The following is a 17,006-nucleotide window of genomic DNA, read 5'->3' as shown; positions in this document are numbered from 1 at the left end:
GGGCTGCGCAGTCACCGTTCGAACTTTTCTTCCTCGAGCGATCACTGACTGCCGTGACGGAGCCAATTCGCATATGCGACGACCACGGCGTATTCGCGACCGACAGCGGGGTGTGTCCCTTCTGTGACGCACGCGGGACGGTGCTCCTCTCGGGCGATCGACGGCGCCGACTCTCGAAGTTCGCGAGCGGCGCGCTCCGACACTTCCCCGGCGACGCCGGTCTCGCGCTCGACGACCGGGGCTGGACGGGCTACGGCGCACTCGTCGAAGCGGTCGAACGGACGTACGAGTGGGCGACCGCCGAGCACGTCGCGGCGGTGATCGCGACCGATCCGAAGGGGCGGTTCGAGCGGACCGCCGGGAACGCGTCGGCCGACGAGTCGGACGAGCTCGTCCGGGCCGCCTACGGTCACTCCGTCGACGTTTCGCTCGAGCCGACGGATACGCCGGTCCCGGGCGAGTTGTATCACGGAACCGCGCCGGAGAACGTGGCGTCGATCCTCGAGGACGGTCTGCAGCCGATGTCCCGCCAGCACGTCCACCTCTCGGAGAGCCGCGAGGAGGCGCGCCGCGTCGCGAACCGGCACACGAGCAACCCGATTATTCTCATCATCGACGCGGCCGGAATGCTCGCGGACGGCGATCGGATCGCGAAGCGGGGGACCAAGACGTACACGACCGATCGCGTGCCGCCCGAGTACATCGTCGAGGCGAAGCCGGACGCGTCGGTGACCGACGACTGAAGACCGGCCGCGAACCGCTCGAAAGAGCAGCGCACTCCCAATCCGCGAGGGTCGTTGCAAGTGCACGTGTGTTTCTTATTCGCGCCACCGGAGTACCGTCTCCGTATGACCGACGAGCTTCCGCTGACGCCCGACTCGGGCTGGAACGCCCTGTATCTCGGCGGCGAGTGGACCGGCCCCGGCGACCGGGAGTCGATCGCAGTGGAGAACCCCTACACCCGCGAGGAGATCGCGACCGTCCCCGCGGGGACGCCAGACGACGTCGACAAAGCGTACGAGGCGGCCCGCGAGGCCCAGGAGTCGTGGGCACGACAGCCGCCGCAGCGACGGGCCGGACTCGTCACGGCCGCCCTCGAGTTCGTCCGCGGGCACCGCGAGGAGATCGTCGAGTTGCTCGCCCTCGAGTCCGGCAGCACGGAAGTCAAGAGCGACGCCGAGATCCAGACCGCTCGCGGGATGATGCAGGAGGCCGCGAGCTACCCCTTCCGGATGAAGGGCCAGCACGCGGAGTCGATCGTCCCCGGCAAGGAGAACGTCGTCGAGCGCGTCCCGGCGGGCGTCGTCGGCGTCATTTCGCCGTGGAACTTCCCGTTCCACCTGTCGATGCGAGCCGTCGCACCCGCCCTCGCGGCCGGAAACGGGGTCGTGCTCAAACCCGCCTCGAACACGCCGCTCACCGGCGGGCTACTGCTCGCGCGCATCTTCGAAGAGGCCGGCGTTCCCGAGGGACTACTCGGCGTCGTTCCCGGTCGCGGCTCCGAGATCGGCGACTCGATGGCCGACCACGAGATTCCGCGGGTGCTCGCCTTCACCGGTTCGACCGAGATCGGCCAGCGGGTCGCGAAGCAGGCCGCCGGCAACTGCGCGCTGCCCGCCCTCGAACTCGGCGGCAACAACGTTCACGTCGTCACCGAGAACGCGGACCTCGAGCGAGCCGTCGACGGCGGCGTCTTCGGCTCCTTTCTTCACCAGGGGCAGGCCTGCATCTCGATCAACCGCCACCTGGTCCACGAGTCGCTGTACGACGACTACGTCGGGACGCTGACCGAGCGAGCGGCGAACCTGCCGATCGGCGATCCGAAGGACGGCGACACGGTCATCGGGCCGGTCATCGACGAGACCCAGCGCGATACGATGCTCGAGTTCGTCGAGGACACCCTCGACGCGGGCGCGACGCTCGAGACCGGCGGCGAGGCGGACGGCCTCGTCGTCGAGCCGACGGTGATCTCCGACGCCGACAACGACATGGCCGCCGCCTGTAACGAGCACTTTGGTCCGATCGCCCCCGTGATCCCGTACTCGAGCGACGAGGAGGCGATCGAGCTGGCCAACGACACGATCCACGGGCTGTCGGGATCGGTCCACAGCGAGGATATAGAGCAGGCCCGGACGATCGCCGACGGGATCGAGACGGGCATGATCCACATCAACGATCAGCCGATCAACGACGAACCGCACGTCCCCTTCGGCGGGATGAAACAGTCCGGGCTGGGTCGGTACAACGGCGAGTCGATCCTCGACGAACTGACGACGACGAAGTGGATCTCGGTCCAGCGCGAGCCGCGGGATTACCCGTTCTGACGTGTTCTGACGGAGTGGCGTTCTCGTCCTTACTCGAAAAGCGAGAGGAACCGCTGCCAGCTCCAGACGACGAGTCCGACGAGAACGAGTCCGACCAGCAGATACAGCGGCACCGCGTCGGCCGCGGGGCCGTGCGCGGGGATGAGGTCGTCCAGTAGCCCCGCCTGTATCAGTAACCAGGCCCCGACGACGAGACAGAGCGAGCCGACGACGACGGCGACCGCCAGCCGGTTGTTGGCGATTCGCGACCCGTCGCTCTCCAGATCTTCCATTGGTTCGATACAGGAAGCGGATGCGTGAAACGGTTGTACCTGCACCCTCCGGCAGGGCGCGCCCGATCCGGTGGCGCACCGCAGCGAACCCGACGACCGCTCGAGAATCGTGACTTCGGTCCAAAATTACCCGAACCGAACACCGTATATAGCAGACCGGACATTACGATTTTTAAGGCAGGTCGGAAATCATCGATTCGTGCTAGGATCTGGCTTATCACTCGGACTGATCGGGTACGGAGCGATCTTCCTCATCCTGTTTCTGGTCATCGGAAAACGACTGTACGTCGTCCCGACGCTGATCATCGTTCCGATCGTCGCCGCGCTGGTCGCGGGGTTTTCTCCGGAACAGATCGCGTCGTTCGCCGAAGAGGGACTGCAGGGAATCGTCGGAATCACGGCGATGTTCGCGTTCGCGGTCTGGTACTTCAGCATCATGCGCGACAGCGGGATGTTTGATCCGTTCATCGTCCGAATCGTCGACAATATCATCAGTAAACCGGCGCTGCTCACGGTCGGAACCGTCGGACTCGCGATGGTGACGCACCTGGACGGAGCCGGCGCGACGACGATGCTGATCACGATCCCGGCGTTGCTCCCGCTGTACGACGCCCTCGACGTCGACCGAAAGATCCTCGCAGCGCTCGTCGCGCTCACCGCCGGAACGATGAACATGGTCCCGTGGGGCGGACAGGTCGTCCGCGGCGTCGCCGCGATCGATCCCGCGACGATCTCGAACGTGTTCAACCCGATGATCCCCGCGCAGGCCGCCGGGATGCTGTCCGTGTTCGCGATCAGCGGCTACTACGGCAGACAGATTCGTCAGGATCTGGACACGGTAACCGCCTTCGACGGGGTCGACGAGGAGTCACTCGTCGAGGAGGCGACCGACGGACGCGACATCGAGACGGACCGGAAGTGGGCGTTCAACCTCCTCCTGACGATCGCGGTGCTCGGCGCGCTCATCGCTGGAGTCACGTCACCGGAGGTTTCGTTCATGCTCGGCGTCGTCATCGCGCTGATCGTCAACGTGCCCGACTACGAGAGACAAAAGGACGTCCTCGAGTCTTACGCGCCGGACGTGATGACCTACGTCGGCATTCTCTTCGCCGCGGGCGTACTCATCGGGGTTCTCGAGGAGAGCGGCATGGTAACGGAGATGGCGAACATCATGGTCCTGCTCATCCCCGACGTGCTCGGCGCTCGCCTGCCGATCGTCGTCGCCGTTCTGTCGTTGCCCGCTCGACTGCTGTTTAGCCCGGACGCGTTCTACTTCGGCGTGTTGCCCGTCCTCGCCGAGACGAGTGCGGCGTACGGACACGATCCGGTCGCGGTCGTTCGCGCCTCGCTGGTCGGACAGACCGTCGGCTTCCCGGTGTCGCCGTTCACCGGCGCGACCTACCTCCTCATCGGATTGGCGGGAATCGAACTCGGGGAGCACATCAAGTTCACCCTCCCGCTGATGGTGATCCCGTCGTCGGTGATCCTCGTCGTCGCGCTGCTTCTGGGAGCAATCCCGCTGTAGCCGCTCCGGTACTCCTGTTCCAGCCCGGTCGTCGTGAGTGCGAGGAACGGGAGTAGATCACGTCCGAGACCCTGCTCCGTTTGCTCGCAGAGCCTCGGACCCGTTCTTCGATCGCCGACGCTCGCGAGTTGTTCGCAGCGGTAATTCTGGGGAAGCTATTATACTGCTTCCGATAGTATTTGTTCTGAATGAATAACTCTCCTCAGACGGATGTGGACGCGGCGGTTCACACCCGCATCCGTCAGCAGGAGGTCGTCGCCGAACTCGGACAGCAGGCGCTCGAGACTGACGATCTCGACCAGTTGATGCACGATACCTCGGTCGCGGTCGCGGAAACGCTCGACAACGAGTACGCCAAGGTGCTCGAGTTGCTCCCCGGCGGCGACGAAGTCTTCCTTCGACAGGGTGTCGGTTGGCGCGACGGCCTCGTCGGGAACGCGACGGTGCCGACCGACGTGGACTCGCAGGCGGGGTACACGCTGCTCTCCGAGGAACCGATCGTCGTCGACGATCTCCGCACCGAGGAACGGTTTTCCGGTCCCGAACTGCTCACCAGTCACGACGTCGTCAGCGGCATCAGCGTCATCATCGGCTCGGTCGAAGAGCCGTGGGGCGTCCTGGGAACGCATACGACCGAGAGGCGGGAGTTTACGGAACACGACGCCAACTTCGTCCAGAGCGTCGCTAACGTTCTCGCGTCAGCGATCGAAAACACGCAGACGGAGCGACGATTCGAGGCGATTTTCGAAGATCCGAACATCCTCGTCGGACTGCTCGAGCCGGACGGGACGGTAGTGGATATCAATCAGACGGCGATGGAGTACATCGACGACGACCTCAGCGACGTGACGGGCGAACCGTTCTGGGAGACGCCGTGGTGGGAAGAAGAAGACGAGGTTCAGACCGAGGTGAAAGAATGGACGAAGCGAGCAGCGGCCGGCGAGTACGTCGATTTCGAGACCGACCTTACTCGACCGAACGGAGAGCGATACACGCTCAGCGGCTATTTCAGGCCAGTCAGGAACGACGACGGTGATATCGTGTCCATAATCGTCTCGGATCGCGACGTTACCGAGCGCAAGGAGCGCGAACGAACGCTCGAGATGCGCGAGCGACGCCTCTCGACGTTGGTGGCCAACGTTCCCGGAATGGTCTATCGCTGTAAGAACGAGCGCGGCTGGCCCATGGAGTTCGTCAGCGATGCGTGCAAAGAACTGACCGGTTACGACCCTGTCACCCTCGAGAGCGGCGATATCGGATGGGGCGAGGACGTCATGATTCAGGAGGACCGCGAAAAACTGAGGGAGACGATCCACCGGCAGGCGGCGAAAGGAGAGCCCTTCTCCGAAACCTACCGCATCAAAACCGCTGACGGTGACGTGCGGTGGGTCAGAGATTACGGCCGCAGCGTCGTCGACAACGGGGAGGGCGTCATCGACGTCGAGGGAATCATCTCCGATATCACCGAGCGCAAGCGCCTGGAATCCGAACTCAAGGAACGCAAGCGCCAGCTCGAGGAGTCCAACGAGCGCCTCGAACAGTTCGCGTATGCGGCCTCGCACGACCTCCAGGAGCCGCTTCGAATGGTCTCGAGCTATCTTCAGCTCCTCGACCGTCGGTACGAGGACGACCTCGACGAGGACGGTGAGGAGTTCCTCGCGTTCGCCGTCGACGGTGCCGATCGAATGCGCGACATGATCGACGGTCTCCTCGCGTATTCGCGAGTGGATACGCAGGGAGACCCGCTCGAGCCGATCGATCTGGATTGTCTCTTCGAGGAAGTACGGGAAGACCTGCAGGTGCAGATCAACGAGAGCAACGCCGAAATCACGACCGACGATCTTCCTCGCGTAGAAGGTGATGACAGCCAGTTGCGACAGGTCTTCCAAAATCTTCTCAGTAACGCGATCGCATACAGCGGCGACGAGCAACCACGGGTTCACGTCGAAGCCGATTGCCAACGGAGAGCGTGGAAGATCTCGGTTCACGACGACGGTGTCGGTATCGACCCCGCCGACCAGGAGCGCGTCTTCGAGGTGTTCCAGCGACTCCAAACTCGCGAGGAGCACTCCGGCACTGGGATCGGCCTGGCGCTCTGTCAGCGTATTATCGAACGCCACGGTGGACGCATCTGGGTCGATTCCGAACCGGGCGAGGGGGCGACGTTCTCGTTCACGCTTCCCGCGGTCGAGGAGTCGTAGACGTGTGAGACCATCTTCCCGGACCGGGCAGTTGGTTACCCCGAGTACGCGACTCTCGCGTTCGTTCGAGTCGGTATGCGAGGGAAGGGATTTGAACCGCGTCCGAGAACCTGCTCGCTTCGCTCGCAGAACCTCGGTCTCATTCAAATCCCTCCGTTACGTAGTCGCCGCTCACGAGTTGTTCGCGGCGACATGCGAGGGAAGGGATTTGAACCACGGTCGTTCCGCTTCGCTCCACTCCCTGATTCAAATCCTTCCGTTCGATCGCTGTCGCTCGCGGATTGCTCGCGACAGCGATGCGAGGGAAGGGATTTGAACCCTCGGACCCCTACGGGAGCGGGTCTTAAGCCCACCGCCGTTGGCCTGCTTGGCTACCCTCGCACAGAAAGGCACTCGATGATAGCCGCTATTCTGGGATGTGCGTTTCGGTGTTCGATCGACCCGTTACCAGTCGACGCTCAGCGTCCCGTCCCCGTGTGGATCCGGCGCGATCTCCTCGTCCGTCCGACGGTCGATCACGTGGATACAGCCCTCGTCCTTCTTCGCCGGGCAGACCTCCGCGGCGCGGACGTTGTGCTCGAGGGCCTCCTCGCCGAAGAAATACGCTTTCGGTTTGGCGATCCCGGAAGCGATGGACATCTCCCAGTTGTCGCTGACCTCCGCGCACTTGCCCGCGCCGAAGCACTTGTTGGCCTCGAAGATGATCTTGTACGGCTTCTCCTCGACCGGCGGCGCGTCCGACGAGCCGACCTCGCTCGCACGCTGAATGCCGTCGTCGCTCATTACGTAGGGCTTCGCGCGAGCGGCCTTTCGCGTTACGGTCGGATCGCGTCGAACCGGGACGTCGATCGTCCCGTTCGAGCGTCACTCGACGGCGCGGATCGCCGCCGGCAGGTCGTCGAAGTCGATCTCGCTGCGCTCGTGGAGTTCGCTCGAGACGGTGACGACCCGCGACGCTCGGCCGCCGGCGTCCCGACGCAGGTTCTCGCTGCGGCAGGCTACGATCACCGTCGCGCCGTTGCGTGCGAGTTCGCGGGCCGTCTCGAGACCGATGCCGCTGTTCGCGCCCGTGACGACGATCCTCCGGCCGCGCTGGTCGGAAACGTCCGCAGCCGCCCGTTCCGTACGCGAGGTGCGAACTGCGGCGTCCTAAACGCCGTCGCGGGGATCTGCAGGAGAGCCGCGCGGTCTCGCAGCACCCTGTCGTCTCCTCAGTCCGAACGAAGCGACGGCGAGGTCGCGTCGATCGTCGCCTTCAGCTTGAAGCGGTCGTACGCGACCGCGACGGGAAGCTCGAGGAGGTTTCCGTCGGGGCCAGTGTAGCCGTAGTGCTCCTCGTCGGGGGAGAATCCGCCGAAGATCCGGATCTCCTCGGCGTCGGTCTCCGCGAGGAAGCGCTGGAACTCGTCGGTGTCGTAGCCGATCCAGAGCTCGTCGCCGTCGACCTCGACGTACTCCGGATCCGGGTCGAAGCCGTCGTCCCAGACGAGGCCGTAGAACGTCTCCTCGTCGGCGATTTCGGTCGCGCCCTCGGGAACGTCGAACCGGAGCATCGTGCGACCGCGTCGGCGGGCAACCTCTCGCTGGCTCCCGACGTCCTCGTCGACCCGCAAAATGCGGTTCTCGAGCGTCGGTTCGACGGGGCTGTGCTCCTCGATGTACTCCATGACGGCCGGACCGAGGACGATCCCGGCGTCCCAGATGAGCTCCGCGTCGCGGAACGGCTCGTAGGCGCCCGCGACGTCCTTCAGGTAGTCCGTCATCGAGACGACGTACGTCTCGTCGGGCTCGAGGGGGTCGCCGTCGACGTAGACGTCGTGGATCTCGTCCGTCTCGTGACCGCTCCACTCGAACTGGAGGCCGCCGACCTGCTGAGCCTGCTGGGCGCCGAAGGCGTTGTCGGGCAGGACGTCGACCCGGTTCTCGAGCACCTGCCGAATCTCCTCGCCGGTCGCCTCGAAGACGACGACCTCGTTCCCGAACGGGAGAACGCTCAGGACGTCCCCTGCGGTGAGTTCGCCCGGCCCGTAGGTGGTGTTCGTCCGGATGCCGCCGGCGTTCTGGAACGAGACCTCGGCCTCGTCGTGCACGTCGAGCATCGCGTCCGTGATGAGGTTCCCGAGCCGGCTCTCGCGGGCGTAGTTGACGGCGCCGGACGAGGTGAGTTCGACGGCCGTCTCGCCGACCGGCTCGGCGAGTTCCTCCTCGAGTTCGTCGTACTGGGCCTCGATCCGTTCCTCGAACTCCGGATCGGGCTCGACGTCCCCGTCCAGGTCGATCCGCTCCCAGCTCACGAGGTCGCCGTCCGCGTCGAGAGTCATCACGCCCAGGTGGAAGTAGGCGTAGCCGACCTCGCTGATGACGGTCCCCTCGTGGATCTCCGCCGCGTCCATCGTGTAGTGGGAGTGCGAGCCGAAGATCGCGTCGAGGCCGTCGACCTCCTCGGCGAGTTCGAAGTGGGTCTCGTGGGGCGTGTGCGACGAGCAGACGACGACGTCCGCGCCCTCCTCCTCCCGGAGGAGGTCGGTCATTTCCCGGGCGGTCTCGACCGGATCCCGCTGCTCGTACTCGTCGGGGTAGTCGGTGATCCCGTGGAAGTCCCGGAGGACGACGTTGAAGAGACCGACCGTGAGGTCGCCGATCTCGAGCGTCGTGTACCGCTCGGTGCCCGGGAACAGCTCGCCGTCGGGGGTGTACAGCGCCGAGTTCAGCCACGGGAACTCGCTGTCTCTGAACCGCCGCTCGGCGACGTCGACGCCGTAGTCGAAGTCGTGGTTGCCGACGCCCGCGGCGGTGAGGTTCATGTCGTTCATGAAGTCGATCTTGTGCGCCCCCTCGGTGAAAAAGGAGATCGTCGACGAGCCGAGTTCGTCCCCGTTCGCGAGGAAGACCGCGTCGTCGCGGTCCGCGAGTTGTTCCTGGACGACCCGCTGGTAGCGCGCGATGTTCGGCTCACCGGGTTCGCCGATCTCGCTGTGCGAGTGGAGGTCGTGGACGATCGTGACGGTGTCACCCTCCGGTTCCTCGGCCGCGACGCTGGGGACCTGAGAACCGAGTGTCAGTCCCGCCACGCCGGCTGCGGTCGCACCCATGAACGTTCGACGCGTGTGCGTCCGTCCGCAGCCGCAGTCCCGGTCGACCTCCGACGGATCCCTGGCTCGAAGTTCGCCGTCGTCGATCGCGTACACCTGACTTCGGTCCGCCGCCGGTTCGCCTCGCGTCGGTCGGACGGCCGTTCGCCGTCCGCAGTCTGACTGGTCGGGAGACATCAGTCTACAGTAGAAAATCATCGATGAAAGTATTTCTCATGCACCTACTGTTCCTGTTATAACCCGACAGAACGATGAGCTATTCGCCGTTATCGAGAAGGAAACCGTCTCGGCCCGCTGGCTCGAGCGAGCGATAAAAACGCGAACTGCGTCTCGAGTACGAGAGCAGATCGGGGAGTGAAGCGACGAAAAAGCGGGCCGGTCGAAACGCGCAGGAGTCCGTGAACGTCGCTACTCGTAGTCGACGTCGACCGACTCGAGCACCACGTCCTCTTTCGGCTCGTCGTTCGGGCCGGTGTCGACGCTCCCGATCTCGCGGACGACGTCCATCCCGTCGGTGACCTCGCCGAAGACCGAGTGGCGGCCGTCGAGGTGCGGCTGTGCGTCCAGCGTGATGAAGAACTGCGAGCCGTTGGTGTCGGGTCCGGAGTTGGCCATGCTCAGGATACCCGCGTCGTCGTGGCCCAGTTCGTCGTGGAACTCGTCGTCGAACTGGTAGCCGGGGCCGCCGCGACCGGTCTCGGTCGGGTCGCCGCCCTGGATCATGAAGTCCTCGATGATACGGTGGAATGCAACGTCGTCGTACAGCGGTTCGCCCTCGACCTCCTCGCCCGTCTCGGGGTCGGTCCAGGTTTTACCGCCCGTAGCCAACCCGACGAAGTTGTCGACGGTTCGCGGCGCGCGCTCGTCGTAGAGTTCGACCTCGATATCGCCCTTCGTGGTGTGCAGGGTCGCAGTAACGTTGCCCATACGTCGGCGTCGTCGGGACGGGTGAAAACCCTAGTGGTCTCGGGCAGGCAAACCCGATCGACGGGCCGATCGGACGACCGAGGGAGGGCCGCGACGGAACACCTCGAGCGCCGACAGGCCGCAGGTACATACCGGCGGACGTGGTACGGCCGACCATGACTGGCGGGACCCATACGGCCGAGACGGTGACGCTCGCGCAATTGCCGTCGGGCGTCGCGATCACGACGACGGTACACACCTACCGAGGCGACGGCGACGGACCGACGCTCTACGTGCAGGCCGCCCAGCACGGCCGCGAGATCAACGGCACCGAGACCCTTCGCCGATTCCACGAGCGACTCCCGCTGAACTCGCTGTCGGGAACGATCGTCGCCGTCCCCGTCGCGAACCCCCTGACGTTCGACCATATCACCTACACGACGCCGGAAGTGCTCGACAGCGTCAACCCGAACATGAACCGGGTCTGGCCCGGCGACGCCGACGGGAGCCTCCACCAGCGGATGGCCGCCCGCCTCTGGGAGTACGTCGCCGAGGCCGACGCCCTCGTCGACCTGCACACGGGGAGTCCGAATATGCTCCCGCACGTCGTCTTCCTCGAGGGTGACGAGCGATCCCGCGCGCTCGCCGAGGCGTTCGGCACCGACCTGCTGCTCTCCGAGGAGGCCGACGACGACGCCTCGGAGGAGTGGCACCGCCGCGGTTTCGCCGGAAAGCTCCGCGTCGCGGCCGCGAACGAGGGAATTCCCTCGATCACGCCCGAACTCGCCTACAACAAGCAGATCGTCGAGGGCGCCGTCGAGGAGGGGGTCGACGGACTGCTCGGCGTCTGTCGCTACCTCGGATTGCTCCCCGGCGACGCTCCCGAACGCGAACAGACCCTCGCCCGGAACCACCTCGGCCAGGTCATCGCCGACGATTCCGGCCTATTTCGGCCGAAGCCGTCGCTCGAGGTCGGCCAGTTCGTCTCGGAGGGGGCGGCGCTCGGAACGGTCTACGATCCGACGACCTACGAGGTTCTCCAGGAGGCCGTCGCGGATCGCGAGGGGCTGCTGTACACGCTCACGCGGGAAGCGACCGTCACCGCAGGGGGGAAACTCGGGAGCGTGGCCCTGATTCGCGAGGAGTGACCGTCACTCGGCGACGACTTCGGCGACGTCGTCCAGCGTCTCGACGTCGTAGGTCGGGGCCGCCGACAGGGTAACGTCCGCGCAGTGAGGCCGACGGACGAACGCCGAATCGATCCCGGCCCGGTCGGCCGCGATCACGTCGCTCTCGCCGTCGCCGACGTACAGCGCCGTCTCGCAGCCGAGGTCCTCGAGCGCGCGCTCGAGGTAGTGCGGATTCGGTTTCTTCCGCTCGAGGCTCTCGATCGTCTTCGGCCGACCGTAGTAGGTGTCGAACAGGGGCGCGAGGTCGAACGCGTCCAGGACGAACTCGATCGTGCTGTGGTGGTTGTTGCTCACGACGCCGCGGGGCTGCTCGAGGTCCCCGATCGCGGCGACGTCCGCGTACCGGTCGCGGTTGCCGGCGTCGAACTGCTCGAACTGCGAGCGCTCGTCGTGGTGTTCGCGCGCTCGCCAGAACTCCACCGGCTCGAGGTCGTAGCTCGTACAGATCTCGCGGAGCCGCCCGACGGTGACGCCGTTCACGACGTCGTCGAGCGACCGCTGATCGACGTCCTCGACGCCCACCGCCCGGAACGCCGCACGCGTCGCTTCGGTCTGGGTTTCGGCGGTGGGCGGCTCGACCAGCACGCCGTCGCTGTCGAAGAGGATCGCGTCGTAGGTGCTCACGTGCCGAAGATGTCAGAACGGATAATTGATCGTTTCGGTTCGACGAGCCCGCGATGAGTCGGGAGAATCCGAACCGGTTCGAAGCCGTCAGCAGGTCGAGAACCCGCCGTCGACGACCAGTCCGTGGCCGCTGACGAAGGAAGCCTCGTCGCTCGCGAGGAACAGGATCGAGTCGGCGACCTCCTCGGCTTCGCCGAGTCGCTTGAGCGGGTACTCCGCGGCCATCTCCTCGCGGGCCGCCTCGGGGTCGTCCTGCACCGCCAGGTACTGCTCGAGCAGCGCCGTGTCGGTGAAGCCCGGACAGACGGTGTTGGCGCGGACGCCGTAGGGTCCGGCCTCGGCGGCCACCGCTCGAGTGAGATTCAGAACGGCGCCCTTGCTCAGCGAGTAGGCCGCCTGCTTGGGAAGGCCGAGGATGCTCGCCAGCGAACCGACGTTGACGATCGCGCCGTGGCCCTGCTCTTTCATGTGGGGTAAGGCGGCGTGGCAGCCGTTCCAGACGCCCTTCACGTTGACGTCGATGACGAAATCGCGAATCGAGTCGTCGGTCTCCTCGAGCCGAGAGGAGGGGTGGCCGGTCCCGGCGTTGTTGACGATGATGTCGAGACCGTACTCCTCCGCGACGGCGTCGACGACGGCGTGGAACTCCTCGCTGTCGGTGACGTCGAGGTCGTGAAACTCCGCGTCGGCACCGTCGTCATCGAGGGCGGTGGCGACCGTTTCCCCGCCGTCGCTGTCGATGTCGGTGACGATGACGCGCGCGCCTTCCGCCGCAAACCGTTCGGCGGTCGCCCGTCCGATGCCTGAGGCCGCACCCGTGATGAGGGCCGTCTCGTTCTCGAGTCGCATAGCACGATACTCGGAGGGAGACTACATAAGTTCGTTCATGGTTTTACGCTTGATTAGAGACGATGTTTATAGAAATAGTCCGCCTACCGAACAGTGGTAAGAGCCCCCGCCGGTCGTCGTTAGAACTCGTTCTTCACGTAGACTCCGAGATAGCCGCCGAGAACGCCGAGCGCGACGGTGTAGAGCATCCCGAAGAACAGGACGACGAATCCGAGCAGCCCGAACCCGATCGGCGTTCCCGGCGGCGCGAAAACGAGGAAGAAGAAGCCGGCGAGAACCACGAACGGGACCAGCATGACGACGCCGGCGAGCGCCCCGACTTTCAGCCCGTCCTCCGACGTGCCGCCCTCGAGATAGCCGGCGATCGCACCGCCGAGGACCGTCGACAGCGGCACGAACGAGAGGATCACGCCGGCGATTCCGCCGATGAACGCGTTGATAACGGTGTTAGAGCTGTCGCCGGCGGTTGCGTCGTCGACCCTCGAGGGCGCGGAGGTGTCGGGAACCATGCGATCGAGTACTGTCGGCCAGGTAAAAAGTATTGAGGATCGGTAAATCGGGCCGGTCGTCGAATCCGCCGCCTCGTTGCGGTCTCGAGGCGGGAATCGCTCTCAAAAGTCCCGGAGTTCCTCGAGCACGGATTCGGCGCTACCGTCGTCGATAACCGCACGGGCCCGCTCGAGGCCGTCCTCGAGCGAGTCGACGTCCTGACGAGCGTACATCCGAAACGCGCCGTTGAGCGCGATGGCGTCGGCGAAGTGGTCGTCGCGTTCGCCGGCGAGCACCTCCTCGGTGATCGTCGCGGAGTCAGTAGTCACGTCCTCGACTTCCAGATCCTCGCTCTCCATCTCCATGCCGTACTCGGCGGTCTCGATCTCGTAGTCCTCGAAGGACTCCTCGCCGTCGTCGCCCTCGCGGTCCCACTCGGCGACCTTCGTGTAACCGGGTCGGATGTCGTCGTAGCCCTCCATCCCCTGGAAGAAGATCGCCCGGGAGTAGTCGAGTCGCTCGCTTCCCTTGATGAGGTCGGTCAGCTTCTTCGCGAACGCGAGGTGGTAGAACGAGCCGAGGTGGACGTCGGCGTTCGCGGGGTTGGCGACCGTCTCGATGGTGTTGACGAACGTTCGAACGCCCATCTGATCGCGCCGGTCGAACAGGTCGTCGATCCCGGGGTTGAACGCGGGCTGGTAGTAGAAGCCGAAGCCCGTTTCGTCGACCATGTCGGCGCTCTCCGCGGGCTCGAGTTCGGTCCGGACGCCCAGTTCGTCGAGGACGTGCTTGTAGGCCGTCTCCTTCTGGGTCGGGACGCCGTCGCCGGAGTGGACGACGACGGGCGTTCCGGCCGCGGCGGCGACGAGTCCCGCACCGACGCCGAGCAGGGCGGAGGTGTGCTTACCGTCGTAGTTCGCCCCGCAGTCGACCGGGTCGGCGTCCGGTTCGGCGGTAACGACCGACTCCTCGCGCATGACGTCGGTGTAGGCCGCGAGCTCCTCGGGGTTGTTGCGCTTCCAGCGGTTCGCCAGCCAGAACGCGCCGAGGGTCGTCCCGTCGGGCTCGCCCGCGAGGATGCGCTGGAAGGCCTCGCGTGCCTGTTCGTGGGTCATGTCGTCGGCCGACTTCGGACCCGATCCGACGACCTCGGTCATCAGCCGTTTGAGCGGCCACTCGCCGAACTCCTGGGATGTCTGCGCCATGGACAGTCGTTGGGAAGGCGGGCGCAAAAGGCTCCCGTTTTCGGGCATCTCCACGCCCTGCAAATGAGGGGCGCGTCGCTCGGCGAGTGGCTGCCGGGAGACCGGTTCCGGTCGACGTCGCGCCCGGGATTTGCCGGCGAACGGCGAGTTACAGCTCGATCGCCATCATCACCTCGTCGATGTACTCGTCCTCGAGTTTGTAGTGGTTCTCGCGGACGGCCTCGGTCTCCCAGCCCCGGCCCTCGAAGAACTCGATCGCTTCCTCGTTGGTCGAGGGGACGCTCTGGTACACCTTCTCGTGGTTCCTCGAGCGCACCCACTCGAGCGTACGGTCGAGGAGCTGGCTGCCGATTCCCACCCCGCGGTACTCCTCGAGCACGCCGACCGTGAGCTCCGCCGTGTGGGAGAGCTTCTCGAGATTCGGGGTGTGGAGGTGCGCCCAGCCGACGACCTCGTCGTCGACGGTCGCGACGAAGAACATCCGAGACTCGAACTCGTTGTGTCGGAGCAGGACGTCCTCGTGGTCGAGTTCGTCCGCGATGGTCTCCGCCTCGATGTAGGTCATCTCCTCGACGACGCGACGCATCGCGCCGACGATCCCCGAGAGGTCCTCCTGTCGCGCCGATCTGATGGTGACCGCCACGTCGTCGGCGGTGAACTCCTCGTCGTCGGCCGCGTCGACCGCGATGCGCAGCGTCCCGTTCTCGTCCTCCTCGAGGTAGCCGTCTCGCTTGAGAATCGCGAGGTTGTGCCGGAACGCTCGCGAGTGCTGTGGCTCTCCCGGCGGGTCCGGCGGAAGCAGTTCCGCTCGAGCCCGGTCCCGGTCGACCGCGCCGTGGGCCTCGACGTACTCGTAGATACTCGTTCGGTCGTCCTCCTCGATCGAGATCGGTTCAGTCATTCCCATGAATAGTGCTAACGGCACCCACAGTAATAATCGTTATAGTCGGATCGGCGTAACGACGCAGTTACCAGTCGTTCGCCGAATCTCGCTCGTCGCCCACTGGCTGTGCTGTCGGCCGTGACAGAACCGCAAGACGAAGATCTCAGACCTGTCGTGAGCGACGAACTCGCGTCGCTACCGCCTCGCGGACGGACCCGAAAACGATACGGTGGCGTTCTCCCTAGATTCACCAATGAGCATCCTGTCGGAGGACTGGCGCGAGGCCATCGACGACGCGGACGCGGCCATCATCGACGGCTACCAGAGCGGCGTGCCGATCGAAGAACGGCCGTTTCGCCGCGTCGGCGACTCGCTGGGGATCGACGAAGACGAGGTCCTCGAGCGCGTCTCGCGCCTCTACGACGACGGGATCGTCCGTCGGTTCGGTGCCGTCCTCAACCCACCCGTGATCGGTTCCTCGACGCTCGCGGCGGTGCAGGCTCCCGGGGATCGATTCGAGGAGGTCGCGTCGATCGTCAACGAGTACCGACAGGTCAACCACAACTACGCCCGGGATCACGAGTGGAACATGTGGTTCGTCGTCACCGCGGGATCGCGGACGACGCGCGACGAGATCATCGACGAGATCGAGCGCCGAACCGGCTGTGAAGTCCTCGTGCTACCGATGCTCACCGACTACTACATCGACCTCGAGTTCCCGGTCGTCAACGCCGATCGGTTCGCACGGGAGAGCACGGTTCCCGTGGCCCCGGAGTCGGAGACCGACGACGCTGCGATCCCGAACCCGCTGGAGGCGGGAACGGACGCCTCGGCGACCCGAATCAGCGAGGACGCGGCCGAGGACCTCTCGCCGTTCGACGCCGAACTGCTGCTCGAGATCCAGGGTGGATTCCCCCTCACGAAGACGCCGTACCGGGACGTCGCCGACGCGCTCGAGGCGGACGTCGATTCGGTGCTCGAGCGCATCGACCGGTTGCGGGCGAACGGCTGTATCAAACGGATCGGCTGCGTCGTCAACCACGTCGTCACCGGCTTCGATTCGAACTGCATGGTCGTCTGGAACGTGCCGGACGACGAACTCGACGCCCGCGGCGAGCGAGCGGGCGGCCTGCCGTACGTCACGCTCTGCTATCACCGCCCGCGCCGGACCGACCAGGACTGGCCGTACAACCTGTTCACGATGATCCACGGTCGCGATTCCGAGGCCGTCGACGCGAAGGTGGACGAGCTGGCGACGGAGTACCTCCCCGTCGACCACGAGAAACTCTACTCAACGGAGACGCTGAAACAGACCGGCGCGCGGTACGACGATATCGTCGGCACCTGACGGCAGCGTGACCTGCGAGCGTCCCGGATCGATTCAGGCGTGCCGAGCGTGCGGCGCTGTTCGCATCAGATTCGGCTCGTATTGAGTGAACCTTGCAC

15 protein-coding genes, 1 tRNA gene and 1 pseudogene are annotated in these 17,006 nt (G+C 65.3%); 6 read left to right on the top strand and 11 right to left on the bottom strand.

Features of this window, described 5'->3' with window-relative positions; genetic code table 11:
- Positions 1 to 53 precede the first annotated feature (53 nt).
- Both NED97_RS02270 and NED97_RS02265 read left to right on the top strand, forming a co-directional pair.
- The gene (locus NED97_RS02270; protein WP_252489107.1) at positions 54 to 743 is read left to right on the top strand and encodes an RNA 2'-phosphotransferase; all 690 of its coding nucleotides are present in this window, start codon (positions 54 to 56) and stop codon (positions 741 to 743) included.
- A 105-nt stretch (positions 744 to 848) separates the two neighbouring features.
- A complete protein-coding gene (locus tag NED97_RS02265; RefSeq protein ID WP_252489106.1) occupies positions 849 to 2,324 on the top strand; it encodes an aldehyde dehydrogenase family protein in 1,476 nt (491 codons plus the stop codon).
- 29 nt (positions 2,325 to 2,353) lie between these two features.
- On the opposite strand, the gene NED97_RS02260 is transcribed toward NED97_RS02265, so the two are convergent.
- Positions 2,354 to 2,596 (bottom strand): hypothetical protein, encoded by a 243-nt coding sequence (locus NED97_RS02260; RefSeq protein ID WP_252489105.1) that lies wholly within the window; start codon positions 2,594 to 2,596, stop codon positions 2,354 to 2,356.
- Between the two features lie 199 nt (positions 2,597 to 2,795).
- On the opposite strand from NED97_RS02260, the gene NED97_RS02255 reads away from it, so the two are divergent.
- Both NED97_RS02255 and NED97_RS02250 read left to right on the top strand, forming a co-directional pair.
- Positions 2,796 to 4,121 carry a CitMHS family transporter gene (locus NED97_RS02255; protein WP_252489104.1) on the top strand — a complete coding sequence of 442 codons (1,326 nt, stop codon included), beginning with the start codon at positions 2,796 to 2,798 and terminating at the stop codon, positions 4,119 to 4,121.
- 188 nt (positions 4,122 to 4,309) lie between these two features.
- Entirely contained in the window at positions 4,310 to 6,322 is a 2,013-nt protein-coding gene (locus NED97_RS02250) for an ATP-binding protein (RefSeq protein WP_252489103.1), read from the top strand.
- A 297-nt stretch (positions 6,323 to 6,619) separates the two neighbouring features.
- Here NED97_RS02250 and NED97_RS02245 read toward each other — a convergent pair.
- The 5 genes and pseudogenes from NED97_RS02245 to NED97_RS02220 form a co-directional block, all read right to left on the bottom strand.
- Positions 6,620 to 6,703: transfer RNA gene (locus NED97_RS02245), tRNA-Leu, on the bottom strand.
- Between the two features lie 63 nt (positions 6,704 to 6,766).
- The gene (locus NED97_RS02240; RefSeq protein ID WP_252489102.1) at positions 6,767 to 7,105 is read right to left on the bottom strand and encodes a ferredoxin; all 339 of its coding nucleotides are present in this window, start codon (positions 7,103 to 7,105) and stop codon (positions 6,767 to 6,769) included.
- Between the two features lie 183 nt (positions 7,106 to 7,288).
- Positions 7,289 to 7,402 (bottom strand): annotated as a pseudogene (locus NED97_RS02230) (SDR family NAD(P)-dependent oxidoreductase); the annotation flags it as partial.
- Positions 7,403 to 7,533: 131 nt separating this feature from the next.
- Positions 7,534 to 9,591 (bottom strand): bifunctional metallophosphatase/5'-nucleotidase, encoded by a 2,058-nt coding sequence (locus NED97_RS02225; protein ID WP_252489100.1) that lies wholly within the window; start codon positions 9,589 to 9,591, stop codon positions 7,534 to 7,536.
- A 231-nt stretch (positions 9,592 to 9,822) separates the two neighbouring features.
- The gene (locus NED97_RS02220) at positions 9,823 to 10,341 is read right to left on the bottom strand and encodes a peptidylprolyl isomerase (protein WP_252489099.1); all 519 of its coding nucleotides are present in this window, start codon (positions 10,339 to 10,341) and stop codon (positions 9,823 to 9,825) included.
- Positions 10,342 to 10,496: 155 nt separating this feature from the next.
- Between NED97_RS02220 and NED97_RS02215 the strand changes: the two genes are divergently transcribed.
- Positions 10,497 to 11,468, top strand: a complete 972-nt coding sequence (locus NED97_RS02215) for a succinylglutamate desuccinylase/aspartoacylase family protein (protein ID WP_252489098.1) — start codon at positions 10,497 to 10,499, stop codon at positions 11,466 to 11,468.
- Between the two features lie 3 nt (positions 11,469 to 11,471).
- Here NED97_RS02215 and NED97_RS02210 read toward each other — a convergent pair whose 3' ends face one another.
- The 5 genes from NED97_RS02210 to NED97_RS02190 form a co-directional block, all read right to left on the bottom strand.
- Positions 11,472 to 12,134 (bottom strand): HAD family hydrolase, encoded by a 663-nt coding sequence (locus NED97_RS02210; protein ID WP_252489097.1) that lies wholly within the window; start codon positions 12,132 to 12,134, stop codon positions 11,472 to 11,474.
- Between the two features lie 87 nt (positions 12,135 to 12,221).
- A complete protein-coding gene (locus NED97_RS02205; protein ID WP_252489096.1) occupies positions 12,222 to 12,983 on the bottom strand; it encodes an SDR family NAD(P)-dependent oxidoreductase in 762 nt (253 codons plus the stop codon).
- A gap of 119 nt (positions 12,984 to 13,102) precedes the next feature.
- A complete protein-coding gene (locus tag NED97_RS02200; RefSeq protein WP_252489095.1) occupies positions 13,103 to 13,492 on the bottom strand; it encodes a DUF5518 domain-containing protein in 390 nt (129 codons plus the stop codon).
- Between the two features lie 102 nt (positions 13,493 to 13,594).
- Positions 13,595 to 14,677: an anthranilate phosphoribosyltransferase gene (locus tag NED97_RS02195; protein ID WP_252489094.1), complete on the bottom strand. Its 1,083-nt coding sequence runs from the start codon at positions 14,675 to 14,677 to the stop codon at positions 13,595 to 13,597.
- Between the two features lie 148 nt (positions 14,678 to 14,825).
- Positions 14,826 to 15,584 (bottom strand): GNAT family N-acetyltransferase, encoded by a 759-nt coding sequence (locus NED97_RS02190; RefSeq protein ID WP_252489093.1) that lies wholly within the window; start codon positions 15,582 to 15,584, stop codon positions 14,826 to 14,828.
- A 229-nt stretch (positions 15,585 to 15,813) separates the two neighbouring features.
- Here NED97_RS02190 and ahbB point away from each other — a divergent pair, with 229 nt between their 5' ends.
- Entirely contained in the window at positions 15,814 to 16,908 is a 1,095-nt protein-coding gene (ahbB, locus tag NED97_RS02185; protein ID WP_252489092.1) for a siroheme decarboxylase subunit beta, read from the top strand.
- Positions 16,909 to 17,006: the final 98 nt, after the last annotated feature.

The organism is Natronococcus sp. CG52 (assembly GCF_023913515.1).
Classification (GTDB): domain Archaea; phylum Halobacteriota; class Halobacteria; order Halobacteriales; family Natrialbaceae; genus Natronococcus; species Natronococcus zhouii.
This window is presented reverse-complemented; position numbering and strand designations above follow the sequence as displayed.